This is a genomic window from Caldovatus aquaticus (genome assembly GCF_019458025.1).
Lineage (GTDB): Bacteria > Pseudomonadota > Alphaproteobacteria > Acetobacterales > Acetobacteraceae > Caldovatus > Caldovatus aquaticus.
Genome location: NZ_JAHZUY010000002.1, coordinates 14,283 through 30,149 on the forward strand (window position 1 = coordinate 14,283; position 15,867 = coordinate 30,149).

Consider the following 15,867-nt stretch of genomic DNA (forward strand, 5'->3'; position numbering starts at 1 on the left):
CCGGATGGACCCTCGCCCTCCCCAGCCCGGCGCCGCCGCGCCGGTCCGGCGCTTCCGGCCGGGCCCCGGCCCGGGCGAGCTGCGCGCCCTGCTCGGCGTGCTCGCCGCCGCGCTGGCGCTGCTCGCCTTCTTCGCGCTCGCCGAGGCGGTGCTGGAGGGCGAGACCCGCGCCTTCGACCGCGCCGTGCTGCTCGCGCTGCGCGCCCGCGCCGACCCTTCCGATCCGGCCGGCCCGCGCTGGCTCGAGGAGGCGGCACGCGACGTCACCGCGCTCGGCAGCACCGCGATCCTCGGCTTCGCCACCCTTGCCGTCGCCGGCTACCTCGCGCTGGCGCGCCGGCGCGCGGCGGCGCGGCTCGTGCTCGTCGCCGTGGCCGGCGGCGCGCTGCTCAGCTCCCTGCTGAAGCTCGGCTTCGAACGCCCGCGCCCCGACCTCGTGCCGCACGCGGCCGCGGTGTACACGGCGAGCTTCCCGAGCGGCCATGCCATGCTCTCCGCCGTCACCTGGCTCACCCTCGGCGCGCTGCTGATGCGGATCGAGCCGCGGCGGCGGGTGAAGGCCTATGTGCTGGCGATGGCGGTGCTGACGACGCTGCTGGTCGGGGCGAGCCGCATCTATCTCGGCGTCCACTGGCCGACCGACGTGCTCGCCGGCTGGTCCCTCGGCGCCGCCTGGGCGCTGCTGTGCTGGCTCGTCGCGCTCCGGCTGCAGCGGCGCGGCCGCGTCGAGCCGGACGGTCCCGCCTGAGGGGGCCGGCCCGCCGCCCGCCCCTCGACCCGGGCGCCCCGCCGCGCCACCCTGGCCGGCGAGGAGACCGCCGATGCCCTCCCCGCCGCCCTTCACCCTCTCGATCCTCGACCAGTCCATGGTCGCCTCCGGCCGCACGCCCGGCGAGGCGATCCGCGAGACGCTCGCGCTCGCGCGCCACGCCGAGGCGCTCGGCTACCGCCGCTTCTGGATGTCGGAGCACCACAACAGCGGCGCGCTCGCCGGCACCGCGCCCGAGATCCTCGCCGCCGCCATCGCCGCGACGACGCGGCGCATCCGCGTCGGCAGCGCCGGCGTGATGCTGCCGCACTACTCCGCCCTCAAGGTCGCGGAGCAGTTCCGGGTGCTGGAGGCGATCGCGCCGGGGCGCATAGACCTCGGCATCGGCCGAGCGCCGGGCAGCGACGGGCGCACCGCCTTCGCGCTCAACCCCGACGCCGCCCAGGCCGCCGACCGCTTCCCGGCGCAGGTGATGGAACTGCTCGGCTGGCTCGGCGACGGGCTGCCGGAGAACCACCCCTTCCGCACCGTCGTCGCCCAGCCCGTGGTGGAGACGCGGCCGGAGGTCTGGGTGCTCGGCAGCAGCGACTTCGGCGCCCAGGTCGCGGCCTATTTCGGCCTCCCCTACAGCTTCGCCCACTTCTTCGCCGACGGCGGCGGCAGCGAGCAGGCGATCGCGCTCTACCGCGAGCAGTTCCGCCCGCATCCCGGCCGGCGGGGCCGCCTCGCCGCGCCGCATCCGGGCCTCGGCGTGTTCTGCCTGGTCGCCGACACCGAGGCCGAGGCGCTGCGCCTGTTCCGCTCGCGCGAGCTGTGGCGGCTGATGCGCGACCGCGGCCTGTTCGTCCCCCTGCCCAGCGTCGAGGAGGCCGAGGCCTACGCCTATTCCGAGGCCGAGCGCGCGCGGGTCGCGCGGATGCGCGCCCGCGCCCTGGTCGGGGCGCCGGAGCAGGTGCGCGCGAAGCTGGAGGCCCTTTCCGCCGCGCATGGCGGCATCGCCGAGTTCGCCGTGGTGACGGCCTGCCACGACCCGGAGGCGCGGCGGCGCAGCTTCACCCTGCTCGCCGAGGTCTGCGGCCTGCGCCCCGAGGACGCCGGCCGCCCCGCGGCGATCGCCGCGGCGGAGGCCGCCGGCTAGAGCCGGTTCCGCCCGCCCGTGCCCGCCGCGACGGCTCCGGCCCGTCGCCTCCCGGGCGGATTCACGCCCCCGCCCGTCGCCGCCGTCCGCGATCCGCTCCAGAGGACCGGTTGCGGGCGGCCGGAACCGGCGCCCGCCCTGCGCTGGCGTCCCGCCTCAGCGGGGGCGGATCACCACGACCCGCAGGCCGCTTGCGGCAGCGGTGCCGCCGGCAGCCGCGCACCGCAGGCGGCGCAGCCGCCACCACAGGCTCGCCGCGCCGACCGCGCCGGGCACGACCACCACCGGCAGCAGCAGGCCGATGAACAGCAGCGCGAGCGAGACCAGCAGCAGCCCGCCCGCGGCCAGCGCCAGCAGCAGCGCGACGCCGCCGATCCGCGCGAGCGCGCGGTCCACCGCCGAGGCGCCGCGCGCGCCGGCGCCGGGGGCGGCGTCGCGGAACTCGCCCTCGGGGGTGAGGTCGAGCACGGGTGGCGGGCGGCGATGCCGCGGCGGATGCGGGTGGTCCATGCGGCGAAACTGGCCCGCCGGTCCCGCCGGTTCAAGGGCGCCCCGGCCGCCACACGGCCTGCCCGCGCGGCGGGGGCGGACCCGCGCGCCGCGGTCAGACGCCGCGGCGCAGGCGGTCCAGATGCTCGAACAGTTCGGCCGTCGGAAGCTGGGTCAGGTCCCCTTCGTGCTCGGCGAGCACGGCAGGGCGCAGGTCGTTGGGGATGTGCTCCCGGAGCTGGCCGAGCAGCCGGCCCGGCGCCACCAGCGCCACCCCCTTGATGGCGCCGCTGCGCAGGGAGGCGGTGATGTCCTCGGCGATGCGATGCATCAGGTTGCGCTTCGCGTGCTCCTTCGGGCTGTCGTCGATGCGGTCCCACTCCATGCCGCTGCGCTGGACCATGCCGGGACGGCCGCCGGCGGCCGCGTCGCGTCGGCCGGGGCCGCCGGGGAAGGCCCGGCCCGGACGGTCCTCGCCCAGATCCGCGTCGCGCATGCGCGCCTCGGGCTCGTCCCACTCGGCGACCAGGTCGTAGCCGGACTCGCTCGCGCGCTTGACGTACGCCTTGGCCCGGCTGCCGTTGGCGACAACGATCCAATGCTCGCCGGGCAGGATGGCGGCCGGTTTCTTGCGCGTCTCGTTCATGCCGGGGGATCTCCGTTCTGGGCGCGAATTCGCGCCTCTTGCCCATTTCATACCGCGCGGGGCCGGGGCGCACCATCAGGCCGCTTTCGCCGGCACCAGCTCGGCCTCGATCCGTCCGTCGCGCAGGCTCACCAGGCGATCGAAACGGTCGAAGATCTTCTCGTCGTGGGTGACGACCAGGATCGCCGCCTGCTGCTCCTGCGCGACCTGGCGGAGCAGGTCCATCACTACCCGCGCCCGCTCGGAATCGAGCGCCGCGGTCGGCTCGTCGGCGAGGATGATGCGCGGGCGATTCGCCAGCGCCCGCGCGATCGCGACGCGCTGCGCCTCGCCCCCCGAGAGCCTTGCCGGCATCGCCGTCGCGCGGCGGCCGACCTGCAGGTAGTCGAGCAGCTCCCGCGCCCGCCGCCGCGCCTCGGCGAGCCCTACGCCGGCGAGCGTCATCGCCAGCGCGACGTTGTCGGTCGCATCCAGGAAAGGCAGCAGGTTGTGGAACTGGAAGATGAAGCCGATCTTCTCGCGCCGCAGCGCGCGCAGGTCGCGCCGGCGGTAGCGCCCGCCCTCCCACACCGTCTCGCCGGCGAGCGCGAGCCTTCCCGCGTCGGGCTCGAGGATGCAGGCGATCAGGTTGAGCAGCGTGGACTTGCCGCTGCCCGAGGGCCCGCGCAGCCCGACCACCGTCCCCGCCTCGACCGAGAGCGTGATGTCGGAGAGCGCCTGCACCCGCGCCTCGCCCTCGCCGAATCCCTTGGCGATGCCTTCCAGCACGACCAGCGGAGGGGATGCGGTCCCGCCCATGCTCACCCGCCGAGCGCCTGCTGGGGCTCGACCCGCAGCGCGAGCCGCACGCCGAGCAGGCTGGCGACCAGGCAGATCGCCGCCACCAGGAGGGCGAAGCCGGTCACCTCCTCCGGCCCCAGCGCGACCCGGCGCGGGAAGAAGTCCTTCACCGAGAACAGCAGCGACGCGCCGCCCGCCAGCCCCACGATCCCGAGCGCCATCGCCTGCTGCACGATCAGCCCGACGATGGTGCGGTCGCGCGCGCCGATCAGCTTCAGGGTCGCGATCTCGCGCAGCTTGTCGAGGGTCAGGGTATAGACGATCAGCGCCACCACCACGGCCGAGGCGATCAGCAGCACCACGGTGAACATGCCGAGCTGCACCCGCGCCCGCGCCACCACGCTGCGCGTCAGCACCTCCTCCTGCTCGGCCGCGGTGAGGGCGGAGAGGTGCTTCCAGCGGCGCACCTCCTCGGCCACGGCCTCGACGCGCTGGTTGGGCGAGACGCGGGCGATCACGGCGTTCACCGTGTCCGTCCCGGCAGTGCCACCGCCGGCGGCGAGCTGGCGCCGCGCCGCCGGAGGGGCGAGGCGGAACTGCAGCTCCTGCCCGTCGCGCAGCGTGATCCAGGCGAGCGGGTCGCCGCCGGAGGAGACGGCGCCCTCCGTCAGCCCGACCACGCGGAAGCGCTGCCCGCCCATCTCCAGCGTCGCGCCGACGGGCAGGCCGGCGCGGCGGTCGGCCACCATCTCGAACCGCCCGCGGGCGATGCCGCGGCCGGCGGTCAGCACCGGCGGGCCGCCGGGCCGGTCCGGCTCGTAGGCGACGAGCTGCAGGCGCAGCACCCCGCCGCCGGGGCGCGTCACCTCCGCGGTCTGGAAGGTCACCGCCCCGGCCTCGCGCACGCCGGGCAGCCGCGCCACCGCCTCGCGCACGTCGCCCGGGATGCGCGAACTCTCGGCGAAGGGGCCGCGCGTGCCCTCCTCCACCACCCAGAGGTCCGCGCCGAGCGCCCGCGGCAGGGACAGCGCATCCTCCACCACCCCGCGGTAGATGCCGACCATCGCCAGCGCCACGCCGAGCAGCAGGCCGAGGCCGAGGCAGGTCAGCAGGAAGCGGCCGAGGTTGTGGCGGATGTCGCGCAGCGCGAGGTTCACGGCCGCGCCCCCGCCGCGCGCGCCGCACGCCCCTCGCGCATGCCGGGAACCGGCCGCGTCACCACCTCCGCCCCGGCGGGCAGCGAGGCGGGGTCGAGCGCCGCGCGCGCATCCAGCGTGCGGGCGAGGAAGCGCACCTCGCGCCGGGCGAGCGCGCCGCCCTCGATCGTCCAGACGCGGCCCGCGGCGCCGTCGAAGCCCTCGATCGCCGCCTCCGGCACGAGTCGCGCGGCGGGCAGGCGGCCGGTCTCGATCTCGGCGGTGATCTGCTCGCCGAGGATCGGCTGCGGCGGGCAGCGCTCGCAGCGCAGGTTGACGCGCCTCTCCTCGGTCACGCGGTCGCTCTCGAGGCCGATGCGTGCGACGCGCGCGGAGAACGTCTCGCCCGGCAGCGAGCGCAGCCGCACCTCGGCCGGCTGCCCCTCGCGGATCGCCCCGGCCCGCCCCTCGTCCACGTAGACGAGCGCCCACAGGCTGCCCGGCTCGACGAGGGTGAACACCGCCTCGCCGGGGGCGAGCGCCGCGCCCGGCTCGCGGTGGCGGGCGATCACCACGGCGTCGAAGGGGGCGGTCAGCACATGCTTGGCGAGCGCCGTCCGCTCGGCGAGCAGCGCCGCCCGCGCATCGGCCAGCGCCGCCCGCGCCACGGCGAGATCGGCGCGCGCCACGGCGAGGTCGGCCTGGGCCGCGGCGGCCTCCGTCTCCGCCTGCTCGGCGGTCTCGAGCGGGGCGTTGCCGCGGGCGGCGAGTTCCCGCCGCCGCTGCGCCGTGGCGGCGCGCTGGCGGGCGAGGACCTGCGCCCGCTCGTAGGCGGCGGCGACGCGGAGCTGCTGCGCCTCGGCGTTCTCGAGCTGCGCCTCGGCGCGCGCCACGCGCGCCTCCTGGCTCGCCGGGTTGAGACGGGCAAGCACGGCGCCGGCGGCGACCCGGTCGCCGTGATCCGCCTCGACCGCGACCAGGGTCCCGGCGACCTCGAAGCCAACGCGGGAGAGCACGCGCGCCTCGACCGTGCCGAGGCCGAAGACGCGGATCGGCACGTCGCGCTCCTCGACGGCGACGGGGAGTTCGAGCGGGCGACCGCGCAGGGTCCAGGCGCCGCCGGCGAGGGCGGCCGTGACCAGGAGGAAGGCGAACAGGATCGAAAGACGGCGGCGCATCGGCTCCTCGGCCAGCCGGCGGAATCGCGGCGGGGCGCGACGCTCATGCGCCCCTTCCGCCCGCGCAGCGTTGATCCATCTCAACAGGAAAGGGGGGCCAGATCCAGACCCGCGAACGGGGCGCGGCCCGGGCGGCGGCCGGGCTCAGGCGGCGCCGGACGGCGCCGCCGCGGCCAGCGGCTCGACCACCGCCGCGGTGCCGCGCACGCCGACCACGCGCACCGCCTCGCCCTCGCGCAGCGTGGCGCCGCCGGCGGGCAGCGCCGGCCAGTCGCTGTCGCCGACCCGCACGCGCAGCTCGGGGCCGGCCGCCGCGACGATCAGCCCGGTGCGGCCGACCAGGCCGGCATCGGGGGTGTTCACCCGCGGGCGGGGCGCCCTGCTGCCGCGCAGCCGCAGGGCCAGGGCGACGCCGGCGGCGAGCAGCACCAGGAACACCACCACCGCATCGGCGAACCCGGCCGCCGGCGCCGCCAGCAGGTAGAGGCCGGTGCCGATCGCCGCCAGGCCGATCCAGAGCAGGAAGATGCCGGGCAGCACCACCTCCGCCGCGAGCAGGACCAGGCCGGCGAGGATCCAGAGCAGGGCGGGGTCGAGCGGAAGCCCGTCGCGCATCGGGCGGCCTCAGGCCCGGCCCCACGGCGAGCCCGGCGCCGACAGCGGCGTGGCGACGGGCTGGCTCGTCGCGGGGCCGGGCGGCGGAGGCGACGAGGCGGGCGCCGGCGGCGGCGACGCGGTGGCGGATCCGCCGCCCGGGCGGGACGGCGGCCGGCGCGGCCCGCCGCCCGGCGGAGGCGCGCCCCCGTCTCCGCCCGTCCCGCGCAGCAGCTCCAGGGCCTGGGCGATGCCGCCCGCGAGCGCGGTGGATTCCATCGGCACGATCACCAGCTTCTGCGCTTGGTTCTGCGCCAGTTGCTCGAACGCCCGCACGTACTTGTCGCTGATGAAGTAGCGCAGCGCGTCCGTTCCCGTTCCGGTCGCGACCTCGGCGACCATGCGGGTGGCGTTGGCCTCGGCCTCGGCGAGGCGCTCGCGCGCCTCGGCGTCGCGGAAGGCGGCCTCGCGCCGTCCCTCGGCGGCGAGGATCAGCGCCTGCTTCTGTCCTTCGGCGCGCTTGATCTCCGCCTCGCGCTCGCCCTCGGCGCGCGCCACCGTGGCGCGGCGCTCGCGCTCCGCGGTCATCTGCAGGTTCATGGCGCGGATCAGGTTCTCGGGCGGCTCGATCTTGCGGATCTCGACACGGCTGACCTTGACGCCCCACGGGTCGGTCGCCCCGTCGAGGATCGCGAGCAGCGAGGAGTTGATGCGGTCGCGCGAGGAAAGCGTCTGGTCGAGGTCCATCTCGCCGATCACCGCGCGGATGTTGGTCATGGCGAGCTGGGTCAGCGCCACCTGGAGATCCTGGACCTGATAGGCCGCCTTGGCCGGGTCCATGACGCGGTAGTAGACGATGCCGTCCACCTTCACCGTGGCGTTGTCGCGCGTGATGACGTCCTGTTCCGGGATGTCGAGCACCACCTCCTGCACGTTCATCTTGTGCCCGATCGCGTCGATGTAGGGCACGATGAAGTTGAGGCCGGGATGCAGCAGCCGCGTGAAGGCGCCGAAGCGCTCGACGGTCCAGACCTCGCCCTGCGGCACCTGCTTGATGCCCTTCCAGAGCGTCAGGACCGCCAGCAGGGCCAGGACGATCAGGACCAGATTCGCACCCGACATCGGCAGGGCTTCCCTCACCGGCTCCGCGGAACGCAGCCGGAAGGATACCCCGGAACCCGCGCCGCCGCGAGCCCGACTCGTGCCTTGCGCCGGGTCTGCGCTACGCTGCGCCGACGGCACCGATCGGGAGACGAGAGGGAATGCGCATGATCGAAGGAGCCTCCACGCCGCTGCCGGTGGACCTTAGCGGGCTTCGGGTGGCGATCAGCGCCGGCGCCGGCGGCATCGGGCGGGTGATGGCGGACTGCTTCGCCGCCCGCGGGGCGCGGGTGTTCGTCTGCGACGTGGACGCCGAGGCGCTCGCCGCCTGCCCGCACCCCGGCCTGCGCGCCGACATGGCCGAGGTCGCGGAGTGCGAGGGCTTCGTGGACGCCGCGGTGGACCGCCTGGGCGGCCTCGACGTGCTGGTGAACAACGCCGGCATCGCCGGCCCGACGGCGCGGGTCGAGGACGTGGCGCCGGAGGATCTCGAGCGGACCCTGCGCATAGACCTCGCCGCGATGTTCCACTGCGCCCGCCGCGCCGTCCCGGCGCTGCGGGCGGCCGGCGGCGGGGCGATCATCAACCTCTCCTCGGCGGCGGGCAAGTTCGGCTTCCCGCTGCGGAGCCCCTACGCCGCGGCGAAATGGGGCGTGGTCGGCTTCACCAGGTCGCTCGCCGCTGAGCTCGGCCCGGACGGCATCCGGGTGAACGCGATCCTGCCCGGCCTGGTCGCCGGCGAGCGCATCCGCCGCGTCATCGAGGCGAAGTCGCAGGCACTCGGCGTGCCGTTCCGCGAGCAGGAGCAGAAGCTGCTCGCCGCGGCCTCGCTCCGCTGCTACGTGACGCCGCACGACATCGCCAACATGGCGCTCTATCTCTGCTCGCCCTTCGGCGCCACCATCAGCGGCCAGGCGCTGAGCGTGGACGGCGACCTGCAGTACCTGGGCTGAGGCGAGGCCGCGCTCAGGCCGCCGGGGACCGCTTCAGCCGCCCGGCGAAGGTCTTGCGGAACTTCGCCACCTTCGGCGCGATCACCGCGCGGCAGTAGCCGGACCACGGGTTGCGCGCGAAGTAGTCCTGGTGCTCCGGCTCGGCCGGCCAGAACTCCGCCGCGGGCACCAGTTCCGTCACCAGCGGCGCGTCCCAGACGCCGGCCTGCCCGACCTCGCGCATCACCGCCTCCGCAGTGCGGCGCTGCGCCTCGGAGTGGTAGAGGATGATCGAGCGGTACTGCGGCCCGACATCGGCACCCTGGCGATCCTTCGTCGTCGGGTCGTGGATGGCGAAGAACACGCGCAGCAGGTCGGCATAGGAGACGACCTGCGGGTCGAAGGCGATCTGCACCACCTCCGCGTGCCCGGTCGCCTTGCCGCAGACCTGCTCGTAGGTGGGGTTGGGGACTTGCCCGCCGGCGTAGCCGCAGACCACGCGGCTCACGCCCGCGAGCTCGCGATAGACCGCATCGAGGCACCAGAAGCACCCGCCGCCGAGCGTCGCCACCTCCTGCCCCTCCGCCGCCTCGTGCGTCGCCGTCATGGATCCGCCTCCTCGCCCCACGGTGGCAGCCAAGATGGGAAACGGGACGATCCCCGGAAAGGTGCGGAGCCCCGGCCCGGCGGCCGCCGGATCACGGCGCGAACAGGAAATCCGCCGGCAGCAGGGCGCTCTTCTGCACGTTCAGCAGCACCAGCGCCTCGCCCCCGCCGAGCGCGACCGCGAGATTGGCGCCGACCTGTTGCGATGCCGCCAGCAGCGCCTCGAAGGACTGGATCGCGGTGCCGCGCAGCTCGATCTGGTCGCCGCCGGGGAGGAAGTCCGTGATGGTATCGGTGCCGCCGCCGCGGGCGATCAGGAAGGTGTCGCGCCCCTCCCCGCCGTTCAGGCGGTCGTTCCCCTCCCCGCCCAGCAGGGTGTCGGCGCCGGCCTCGCCGAACAGCCGGTCGGCCTCCGCCCCACCCGCCAGCCGATCGGCGCCGTCGCCCCCCACCAGCAGGTCGGCGCCCGCCCCGCCCTCCAGGAGGTCGGCGTCGCCAAGGCCGTAGAGCGTGTCGGCCCCGCCCCCGCCCAACAGCGTGTCGTCGCCGCCATGGCCGACCAACCGGTTGGCGGCGTCGTTGCCGACCAGCAGGTTGGCGAGCGCGTTGCCGACCCCGTAGCTGCCCGCGCCGAGCACCAGCGCCTCGACCTCGGCCGGCAGGGAGCAGCCTTCGCCGGCCTCGAGCACGATCGTGTCGGCCCCGCCCCCGGCCGCCTCGACCACCCGGTCGCGCGTGGCGTCGAGGCGGTAGAGGTCGTCGCCCGCCCCGCCCGCCAGCGTGTCGTCGCCCGCCTCGCCCGCCAGCTCGTCGGCGCCGTCCCCGCCGCTCAGCCAGTCGTTCCCCTCCCCGCCCAGCAGGGTGTCGGCGCCGGCCTCGCCGAACAGCCGGTCGGCCTCCGCCCCGCCCGCCAGCCGGTCGGCGCCGTCGCCCCCCACCAGCAGGTCGGCGCCCGCCCCGCCCTCCAGGAGGTCGGCGTCGCCAAGGCCGTAGAGCGTGTCGGCCCCGCCCCCGCCCAGCAGCGTGTCGTCGCCCGCCTCGCCCTCCAGGCGGTCGGCACCCTCGCCCCCATAGAGAAGGTCGCGGCCAAGGCCGCCCCGCAGCGTATCGGCGCCGCCGCCTCCATACAGCCGGTCGTCGCCGCCTTCGCCGAGCAACAGGTTGCGATCCGTCGCGGCGTCGGACTCGCCGTTCTCGTCGCCTTCGGCGAAGAGCTCGTCCTCGCCCTCGCCGCCGCGCAGCGTGTCGGCGCCGGTGCCGCCCCAGAGCTGGTCGGCGCCGGCCCCGCCGAGCAGGAAGTCGGAGCCCGCGCCGCCTTCCAGCCGGTCGTTGCCGCCACCGCCCGCGAGCGTGTCGTTGCCGAGCAGTCCGAAGATCTGATCGGCGCCGGCCCCGCCGGCCAGGTTGTCGTTCCCCGGCCCGCCGGCGCTCGCGAGGAAGGTGCCGGGAAGGAAGCCGGATTGGCTCAGCACGCTGGTGCCGCGGATCCGCGCCACCATGTCCTGCGCGCCGAGCAGCGAGTCGCGATCCAGGTCGGCCACCAGCCACCCGCCCGCCGCCACTCCGTTCTCGGCCACCGGCAGCCAGAAGACCTGCACGTGGCCGTTGCCGACGTCCTTGCCCGGAAGCACGAAGCCGAGCGGCGGCGCGGCGCTTCCGGTGGCGTCCAGCGGCGGGCCGGGGAACGCCGCGCCGCACCAGAGCAGCGGCATCGGCCCCTCGGGCGTCATCACGAACCCGTCCGGCGAATCGAAGGCGATCCGGTCGCCTTGCGCGGGGGTGAAGTCCTCCAGGAGGTCCGGCGCCTGGCCGCTGGAGGCGGGCGCCCCGGCGAGCTGCACCTCGATCAGGAACCGGTCGGCGCCGAGGCCGCCCGCGAGCGTGTCGCTCCCGGGACCGCCGGCCAGGGTGTCGTTGCCGTCGCCGCCCGCGATGCGGTCGTCGCCGGGCCCGCCGTTGATCCGGTCATGGCCCGCGCCGCCCGCGAAGGTGTCGTTGCCGCCGAGGTCGTAGAGCAGGTCGTCGCCGGCGCCGCCGTCCAGGACGGTGGTCCCGCCGCCGCCGAACAGGGTGTCGTTGCCGTCACCGCCGCGCAGCGTGTCGAGCCCGCCGCCGCCGACCAGCAGGTCGTCGCCCGCGCCGCCGTCGAGCAGGTTGCCCTGCTCGGGCGCGTCGCGCAGCCAGGGATCGTCGTCCTCGGCGTAGAGGGTGTCGAAGCCCTCGCCGCCCTGCAGCGTGTCGCTGCCGGTGCCGCCGCGCAGGATGTCGCCATGCTCGCCGCCGAGGAGGCTGTCGTCCCCCGCCCCGCCCCAGAGCTGGTCGGCGCCCAGGCCGCCCGCGAGCGTGTCGTTGCCCCCCTCGCCCCAGGCGCTGTCGTCGAGGCCGCCCGTGGCGAGGGAATCGGCGCCCGGGGTGCCGTGCCAGCCCGCGATCTCGGCAAGGAAATCCGCCGCGCAGAGCGCGACGGGCGCCTCGCCGGCCGCGGGGGCGAGGCGCAGCAGGACGTCGTTCGGCCCGATCCGCCCGTCGTCGTCGGCGTCGAGCCAGATCCGGAAGGGCGCGGTCGCGTCGGTCGGGTCGTGGCGCCATACTAGGTCGGCGAAGCCGTCGCCGATCAGCGGCTCGGGCAGTTGCGGCGGGCCGCCATAGCCGCCGAAGTCGAAGGCGACCGGCCCCAGGCTGAAGGCGAGGGCGCGGCCGAGGCGCATCGCGGCGGGCAGCGCGATCAGGTCGCCGCCCGCGGTCGCGGCGCCCTCGAAGTCGAGGATCAGGTCCGGGGCCGCCGGCGCGCTCTGCGCGGCACCCGGCTCGAGCACGAGGAACAGGTCCGCCCCCGCCCCGCCGCGCAGCCGGTCCGCCCCGCCGCCGCCGGCGAGCGTATCGGCGCCGGCCCCGCCCGAGAGGCTGTCGTTCCCCGCCCCGCCCTCGAGCCGGTCGGCTCCGCCCCCGCCGGCGAGCGTATCGGCGCCGGCCCCGCCGAGCAGCGCCAGGGCGGTGCCGGCCACGGCCCCGCCGTCCAGGACCAGCGCATCGCCGGCTTGGCGCTGGCCCGTAGCGTCCACCGTGAACACCGCGCCCGGAGCCGGCGTGGCCGAGGCGGCGGCCGCATCGTCCAGCACCAGCCGCACCGCGCCGCCGCTGCCGACGAGGATGCGCTCGATCCCGGTAACGGTCGCCGGCCCGAGGGTGACGTCGAGCGGTCCCGCGAGAACCAGCGTGTCGCCCGTGCCCGCGCCGCCGTCGAGCCGATCCGCGGCGTCGAGCGCCGTGCCGGCGACGATCCTGTCGTCGCCCGCCCCGCCATCGGCCGAGTCCGCCCCGCCCTGGACGACCGAGAGACGGTCGTCCCCCGTCCCCCCGGCGAGGAACTGCGCGCCGGCCGCGTCGAAGCGGGCCACGCTGCCGTCGGCGAAGACGAAGGCGGCATCGCCGAGCGTCGCGGAGGCGCAGCCCCCGAGCAGCACCCAGAGCCCGGCCTGGGAGACGAGCAGGTCGGCGCCGCTGACCGAGAGGCTCAGCCCGGCGGCGCTGAAGCCGGAGGAAAAGGCGAGCTGGTCGCGCGCCGGATCGAAGGCGATCCGCGTGCCGGCGACACTGGTGAAGGTGAAGACCGCCATCCGGCCGCGGACTGCCTCCCACGCCTCCTGCGCCCGACCAGGCCCCCTGACCTGCAGGCCGAGGAGAACGCGGACCGGGTTGCAGGAGCGTGAACGCGGACGCGGCGCGGCGGCGCCGAATTGACGCGGCCGCTCCGGTGCGCGTAGCCAGTTCCCAGGCTCCGCCCCGGAGGACCGCGACCCGATGTTCACCACCCGTCCCGAGATCGCCGGCACCTTCGGCGCCGTCGCCTCCACCCACTGGATCGCGAGCCAGGTCGGCATGGCCGTGCTCGAGCGCGGCGGCAACGCCTTCGATGCCGCCGCCGCCGCCGGCTTCACGCTGCAGATCGTCGAGCCGCACCTGAACGGCCCCGGCGGCGACTGCCCGATCCTCCTGCACAGCGCGCGGCTCGGCACCCAGCAGGTGATCTGCGGCCAGGGGCCGGCGCCGCGCGCGATGACGGTGGCGAAGCTCAAGGGCGAGCTCGGCCTCGACCTCGTTCCCGGCACCGGGTTCCTCTGCGCGCCCGTCCCCGGCGCCTTCGACGCCTGGATGCTGATGCTGCGCGAGCACGGCACCTGGCGCGTGCGCGACGTGCTGGAATACGCGATCGGCTACGCGCGGAACGGCGCCCACATGGTGCCGCGCGTGCGCGCCACGATCGAGACGGTGCGCCCGCTGTTCGAGAGCGCCTGGCCGACCTCCGCCGCGCTGTGGCTGCGGAACGGCGGGCCCGAGCCGGGCGGCCTCTACGCCAACCCCGCCCTCGCCGACACCTACGAGCGCGTCGTGCGCGAGGCCGAGGCCGCCGGCACCGACCGCGAGCGCCAGATCGAGGCGGCGCGCGACGCCTGGTACCGCGGCTTCGTCGCCGAGGCGATCGACCGCTTCGCCCGCGGCTTCGAGGCGCTCGACACCTCCGGCCGCCGCCATCGCGGCCTGATCACCGCCGACGACCTCGCCGGCTGGCAGGCCACGATCGAGCCGCCCCTCGCCTTCGACTACCGCGGCCACACCGTCCTCAAGTGCGGCCCCTGGAGCCAGGGGCCGGCGCTGCTGCAGACCCTGGCGCTGCTCGAGGGCTTCGACCTCGGCGCCATGGACCCGCTCGGCGCCGCCTTCCTCCACACCGTGGTCGAGGCGCAGAAGCTCGCCTTCGCCGACCGCGAGGCCTGGTACGGCGACCCCGCCTTCACCGACGTGCCGATGGCGGCACTGCTCTCCCCCGCCTACAACGCCGAGCGGCGCAAGCTGATCGGCGAGCGCGCGAGCCTCGAATTCCGCCCCGGCAGCCCGGACGGCCGCACCCCGCGCACCCCCGACTACGCCGCCGCGGTGCGCCGGGCCGAGGCGATGGCCGCCGCCGCCGGCAGCGGGGAGCCGACCGTCGCCCGTCTCGGCGCCTCGGGCGGCGACACCTGCCACGTGGACGTGATCGACCGCTGGGGGAACATGGTCAGCGCCACGCCCTCCGCGGGCTGGCTGCAGTCCTCGCCGGCGATCCCGGAGCTCGGCTTCTGTCTCGGCACGCGCTGCCAGATGTTCTGGCTCGACGAGTCGCTCCCCAACGGCCTGCAGCCGGGCAAGCGCCCGCGCACCACCCTCTCGCCCTCGCTGGTGCTGCGCGACGGCAGGCCGTGGATGAGCTACGGCACGCCGGGCGGCGAGCAGCAGGACCAGTGGCAGGCCACGATGCTGCTGCGGATGCTGCACCACGGCCTCGGCATCCAGCAGGCGATCGACCTGCCGAGCTTCCACTGCGAGCACTGGATCAGCAGCTTCTGGCCGCGCGGCGCCAGGCCCGGCAAGGTCGTGATCGAGGGCCGCTACCCGCCGGAGGTGCTGGCGGAGCTGCAGGCGCGCGGGCATCGCGCCGAGATGGGCGGCGAGTGGTCCGAGGGGCGCCTCACCGGCGCGCGGCGCGAGCCGGACGGGCAGATCCTCGCCGGGGCCAATCCGCGCGGCATGCAGGGCTACGCGGTCGGGCGCTGAGGCCCGACGGCGATGCGCCGCGGCCGCGCGGCGACCCGCGCCGCCGCGCCGCTCGCCGCCTGCGCGCGCCACGCGCCGCCGCCCCCGGCGCCGCCGCCGACCGCGGAGGTGGTGCGCCGCAACCCCTGGCTCGCGCACCATTTCGACGAGCTGACGCCGCCGCAGCAGGCGCGCGTGGCGCAGCGGCTGCGGCGCGCCCGCCCGCCGCGCGCCGACACGCCGGAGGAGGCCCGGCGGCACTGGGACGCGACGGGCCTCGAGGAGCGCCGCGCGCTGATCGCGCCCGTCGCCGGCCGGCCGCGCGTTCGCGCAACCGCCGCGCAGCGCCCGTCCGGGACCGGCGGCGCCGCGCCCGCCGCGACGGGCGGCGCCGGGGCGATGGGGGCCGACGACTGACCTGACCTGACCCGGCCCGGCGCGCGCCGCGGCGCCTCGCCTCAGCCCTTCCGTTCCCAGCCGCCCGGGCCCTGCTGCCAGTAGGTCAGCGCGTGGCCCGCGGCCTTCGCCGCCGCCCAGCGCCGCCGCGCCGCGGCCACCGCCGCCTCGTCCGTGCCGTCGAACAGGTCCAGCACGCGGTCGTACTCGTGCAGCCGCGCGCTCTCGGCGCCCTCGACCAGGAACAGGAAGCGCGCCCCGTTCGGCGCCGGCGCGTCCTCCGCGGTCAGCCAGATCGGCTGCAGCTCCGCATGGCCCGTCTCCTTCGTGCCGTGCGGCAGCCAGTCGGGATCGGCGCAGAGCCAGAGCGCGGCATCGAGCGCGCGCAGCCGCTCCTCCTCCCCGCACAGCACCACCGCCCGCCCGCCCAGGGCGAGCACGCGGCCGAGCAGCTTCGGCAGGGCCTGCTCCAGCGTGGTGCGGGTGAGGTGGTAGAAGCCGATCTCGGCCATGGGCGATGCGGCGGAGGGC

Annotated in this window: 15 protein-coding genes; 5 read left to right on the forward strand and 10 right to left on the reverse strand. The window is 76.2% G+C overall.

Annotated elements, in window-relative coordinates; genetic code table 11:
• Nucleotides 1–4 precede the first annotated feature (4 nt).
• Both K1J50_RS00985 and K1J50_RS00990 read left to right on the forward strand, forming a co-directional pair.
• Entirely contained in the window at nt 5–748 is a 744-nt protein-coding gene (locus K1J50_RS00985) for a phosphatase PAP2 family protein (protein WP_220115564.1), read from the forward strand.
• 73 nt (nt 749–821) lie between these two features.
• Nucleotides 822–1,907 carry an LLM class flavin-dependent oxidoreductase gene (locus tag K1J50_RS00990; RefSeq protein ID WP_220115565.1) on the forward strand — a complete coding sequence of 362 codons (1,086 nt, stop codon included), beginning with the start codon at nt 822–824 and terminating at the stop codon, nt 1,905–1,907.
• A 156-nt stretch (nt 1,908–2,063) separates the two neighbouring features.
• On the opposite strand, the gene K1J50_RS00995 is transcribed toward K1J50_RS00990, so the two are convergent.
• The 7 genes from K1J50_RS00995 to K1J50_RS01025 all read right to left on the reverse strand — a co-directional run bounded on the left by K1J50_RS00995 (nt 2,064) and on the right by K1J50_RS01025 (nt 7,852).
• Nucleotides 2,064–2,417 carry a hypothetical protein gene (locus tag K1J50_RS00995; RefSeq protein ID WP_220115566.1) on the reverse strand — a complete coding sequence of 118 codons (354 nt, stop codon included), beginning with the start codon at nt 2,415–2,417 and terminating at the stop codon, nt 2,064–2,066.
• Between the two features lie 94 nt (nt 2,418–2,511).
• The gene (locus K1J50_RS01000; protein ID WP_220115567.1) at nt 2,512–3,042 is read right to left on the reverse strand and encodes a host attachment protein; all 531 of its coding nucleotides are present in this window, start codon (nt 3,040–3,042) and stop codon (nt 2,512–2,514) included.
• A gap of 75 nt (nt 3,043–3,117) precedes the next feature.
• On the reverse strand, nt 3,118–3,840 hold the full coding sequence (locus K1J50_RS01005; protein ID WP_220115568.1) for an ABC transporter ATP-binding protein: 723 nt from the start codon (nt 3,838–3,840) through the stop codon (nt 3,118–3,120).
• Nucleotides 3,841–3,842: 2 nt separating this feature from the next.
• Nucleotides 3,843–4,979 (reverse strand): ABC transporter permease, encoded by a 1,137-nt coding sequence (locus tag K1J50_RS01010; protein WP_220115569.1) that lies wholly within the window; start codon nt 4,977–4,979, stop codon nt 3,843–3,845.
• A complete protein-coding gene (locus K1J50_RS01015; RefSeq protein WP_220115570.1) occupies nt 4,976–6,136 on the reverse strand; it encodes an efflux RND transporter periplasmic adaptor subunit in 1,161 nt (386 codons plus the stop codon). The genes K1J50_RS01010 and K1J50_RS01015 overlap by 4 nt, the downstream gene beginning before the upstream one ends.
• Nucleotides 6,137–6,280: 144 nt before the next feature.
• Complete coding sequence (locus K1J50_RS01020; protein WP_220115571.1) at nt 6,281–6,751, reverse strand: NfeD family protein; 471 nt, start codon at nt 6,749–6,751, stop codon at nt 6,281–6,283.
• Nucleotides 6,752–6,760: 9 nt separating this feature from the next.
• Complete coding sequence (locus K1J50_RS01025) at nt 6,761–7,852, reverse strand: SPFH domain-containing protein (RefSeq protein ID WP_220115572.1); 1,092 nt, start codon at nt 7,850–7,852, stop codon at nt 6,761–6,763.
• A gap of 146 nt (nt 7,853–7,998) precedes the next feature.
• Between K1J50_RS01025 and K1J50_RS01030 the strand changes: the two genes are divergently transcribed.
• Nucleotides 7,999–8,784: an SDR family oxidoreductase gene (locus K1J50_RS01030; RefSeq protein ID WP_255574796.1), complete on the forward strand. Its 786-nt coding sequence runs from the start codon at nt 7,999–8,001 to the stop codon at nt 8,782–8,784.
• A gap of 13 nt (nt 8,785–8,797) precedes the next feature.
• On the opposite strand, the gene msrA is transcribed toward K1J50_RS01030, so the two are convergent.
• Both msrA and K1J50_RS01040 read right to left on the reverse strand, forming a co-directional pair.
• Nucleotides 8,798–9,370: a peptide-methionine (S)-S-oxide reductase MsrA gene (msrA, locus tag K1J50_RS01035; RefSeq protein WP_220115573.1), complete on the reverse strand. Its 573-nt coding sequence runs from the start codon at nt 9,368–9,370 to the stop codon at nt 8,798–8,800.
• 91 nt (nt 9,371–9,461) lie between these two features.
• A complete protein-coding gene (locus K1J50_RS01040; RefSeq protein ID WP_304502897.1) occupies nt 9,462–12,986 on the reverse strand; it encodes a calcium-binding protein in 3,525 nt (1,174 codons plus the stop codon).
• Between the two features lie 184 nt (nt 12,987–13,170).
• Here K1J50_RS01040 and K1J50_RS01045 point away from each other — a divergent pair, with 184 nt between their 5' ends.
• Both K1J50_RS01045 and K1J50_RS01050 read left to right on the forward strand, forming a co-directional pair.
• Nucleotides 13,171–14,961 (forward strand): gamma-glutamyltransferase family protein, encoded by a 1,791-nt coding sequence (locus K1J50_RS01045; RefSeq protein WP_220115575.1) that lies wholly within the window; start codon nt 13,171–13,173, stop codon nt 14,959–14,961.
• A gap of 12 nt (nt 14,962–14,973) precedes the next feature.
• Nucleotides 14,974–15,357 carry a hypothetical protein gene (locus K1J50_RS01050; RefSeq protein WP_220115576.1) on the forward strand — a complete coding sequence of 128 codons (384 nt, stop codon included), beginning with the start codon at nt 14,974–14,976 and terminating at the stop codon, nt 15,355–15,357.
• 41 nt (nt 15,358–15,398) lie between these two features.
• Here the strand turns inward: K1J50_RS01050 and K1J50_RS01055 are convergent, their stop codons facing one another.
• Nucleotides 15,399–15,848, reverse strand: a complete 450-nt coding sequence (locus K1J50_RS01055; protein ID WP_220115577.1) for a DNA polymerase III subunit chi — start codon at nt 15,846–15,848, stop codon at nt 15,399–15,401.
• Nucleotides 15,849–15,867 lie beyond the last annotated feature (19 nt).

Excerpts from the sequence above, each read along its gene's own strand:
- K1J50_RS00985 (WP_220115564.1), top strand. The coding sequence starts at position 5 with ATGGACCCTCGCCCTCCCCAGCCCGGCGCCGCCGCGCCGGTCCGGCGC.
- K1J50_RS00990 (WP_220115565.1), top strand. The coding sequence starts at position 822 with ATGCCCTCCCCGCCGCCCTTCACCCTCTCGATCCTCGACCAGTCCATG.
- K1J50_RS00995 (WP_220115566.1), bottom strand. The coding sequence starts at position 2,417 with ATGGACCACCCGCATCCGCCGCGGCATCGCCGCCCGCCACCCGTGCTC.
- K1J50_RS01000 (WP_220115567.1), bottom strand. The coding sequence starts at position 3,042 with ATGAACGAGACGCGCAAGAAACCGGCCGCCATCCTGCCCGGCGAGCAT.
- K1J50_RS01005 (WP_220115568.1), bottom strand. The coding sequence starts at position 3,840 with ATGGGCGGGACCGCATCCCCTCCGCTGGTCGTGCTGGAAGGCATCGCC.
- K1J50_RS01015 (WP_220115570.1), bottom strand. The coding sequence starts at position 6,136 with ATGCGCCGCCGTCTTTCGATCCTGTTCGCCTTCCTCCTGGTCACGGCC.
- K1J50_RS01020 (WP_220115571.1), bottom strand. The coding sequence starts at position 6,751 with ATGCGCGACGGGCTTCCGCTCGACCCCGCCCTGCTCTGGATCCTCGCC.
- K1J50_RS01025 (WP_220115572.1), bottom strand. The coding sequence starts at position 7,852 with ATGTCGGGTGCGAATCTGGTCCTGATCGTCCTGGCCCTGCTGGCGGTC.
- K1J50_RS01030 (WP_255574796.1), top strand. The coding sequence starts at position 7,999 with ATGATCGAAGGAGCCTCCACGCCGCTGCCGGTGGACCTTAGCGGGCTT.
- msrA (WP_220115573.1), bottom strand. The coding sequence starts at position 9,370 with ATGACGGCGACGCACGAGGCGGCGGAGGGGCAGGAGGTGGCGACGCTC.
- K1J50_RS01040 (WP_304502897.1), bottom strand. The coding sequence starts at position 12,986 with ATGGCGGTCTTCACCTTCACCAGTGTCGCCGGCACGCGGATCGCCTTC.
- K1J50_RS01045 (WP_220115575.1), top strand. The coding sequence starts at position 13,171 with ATGTTCACCACCCGTCCCGAGATCGCCGGCACCTTCGGCGCCGTCGCC.
- K1J50_RS01050 (WP_220115576.1), top strand. The coding sequence starts at position 14,974 with ATGCGCCGCGGCCGCGCGGCGACCCGCGCCGCCGCGCCGCTCGCCGCC.
- K1J50_RS01055 (WP_220115577.1), bottom strand. The coding sequence starts at position 15,848 with ATGGCCGAGATCGGCTTCTACCACCTCACCCGCACCACGCTGGAGCAG.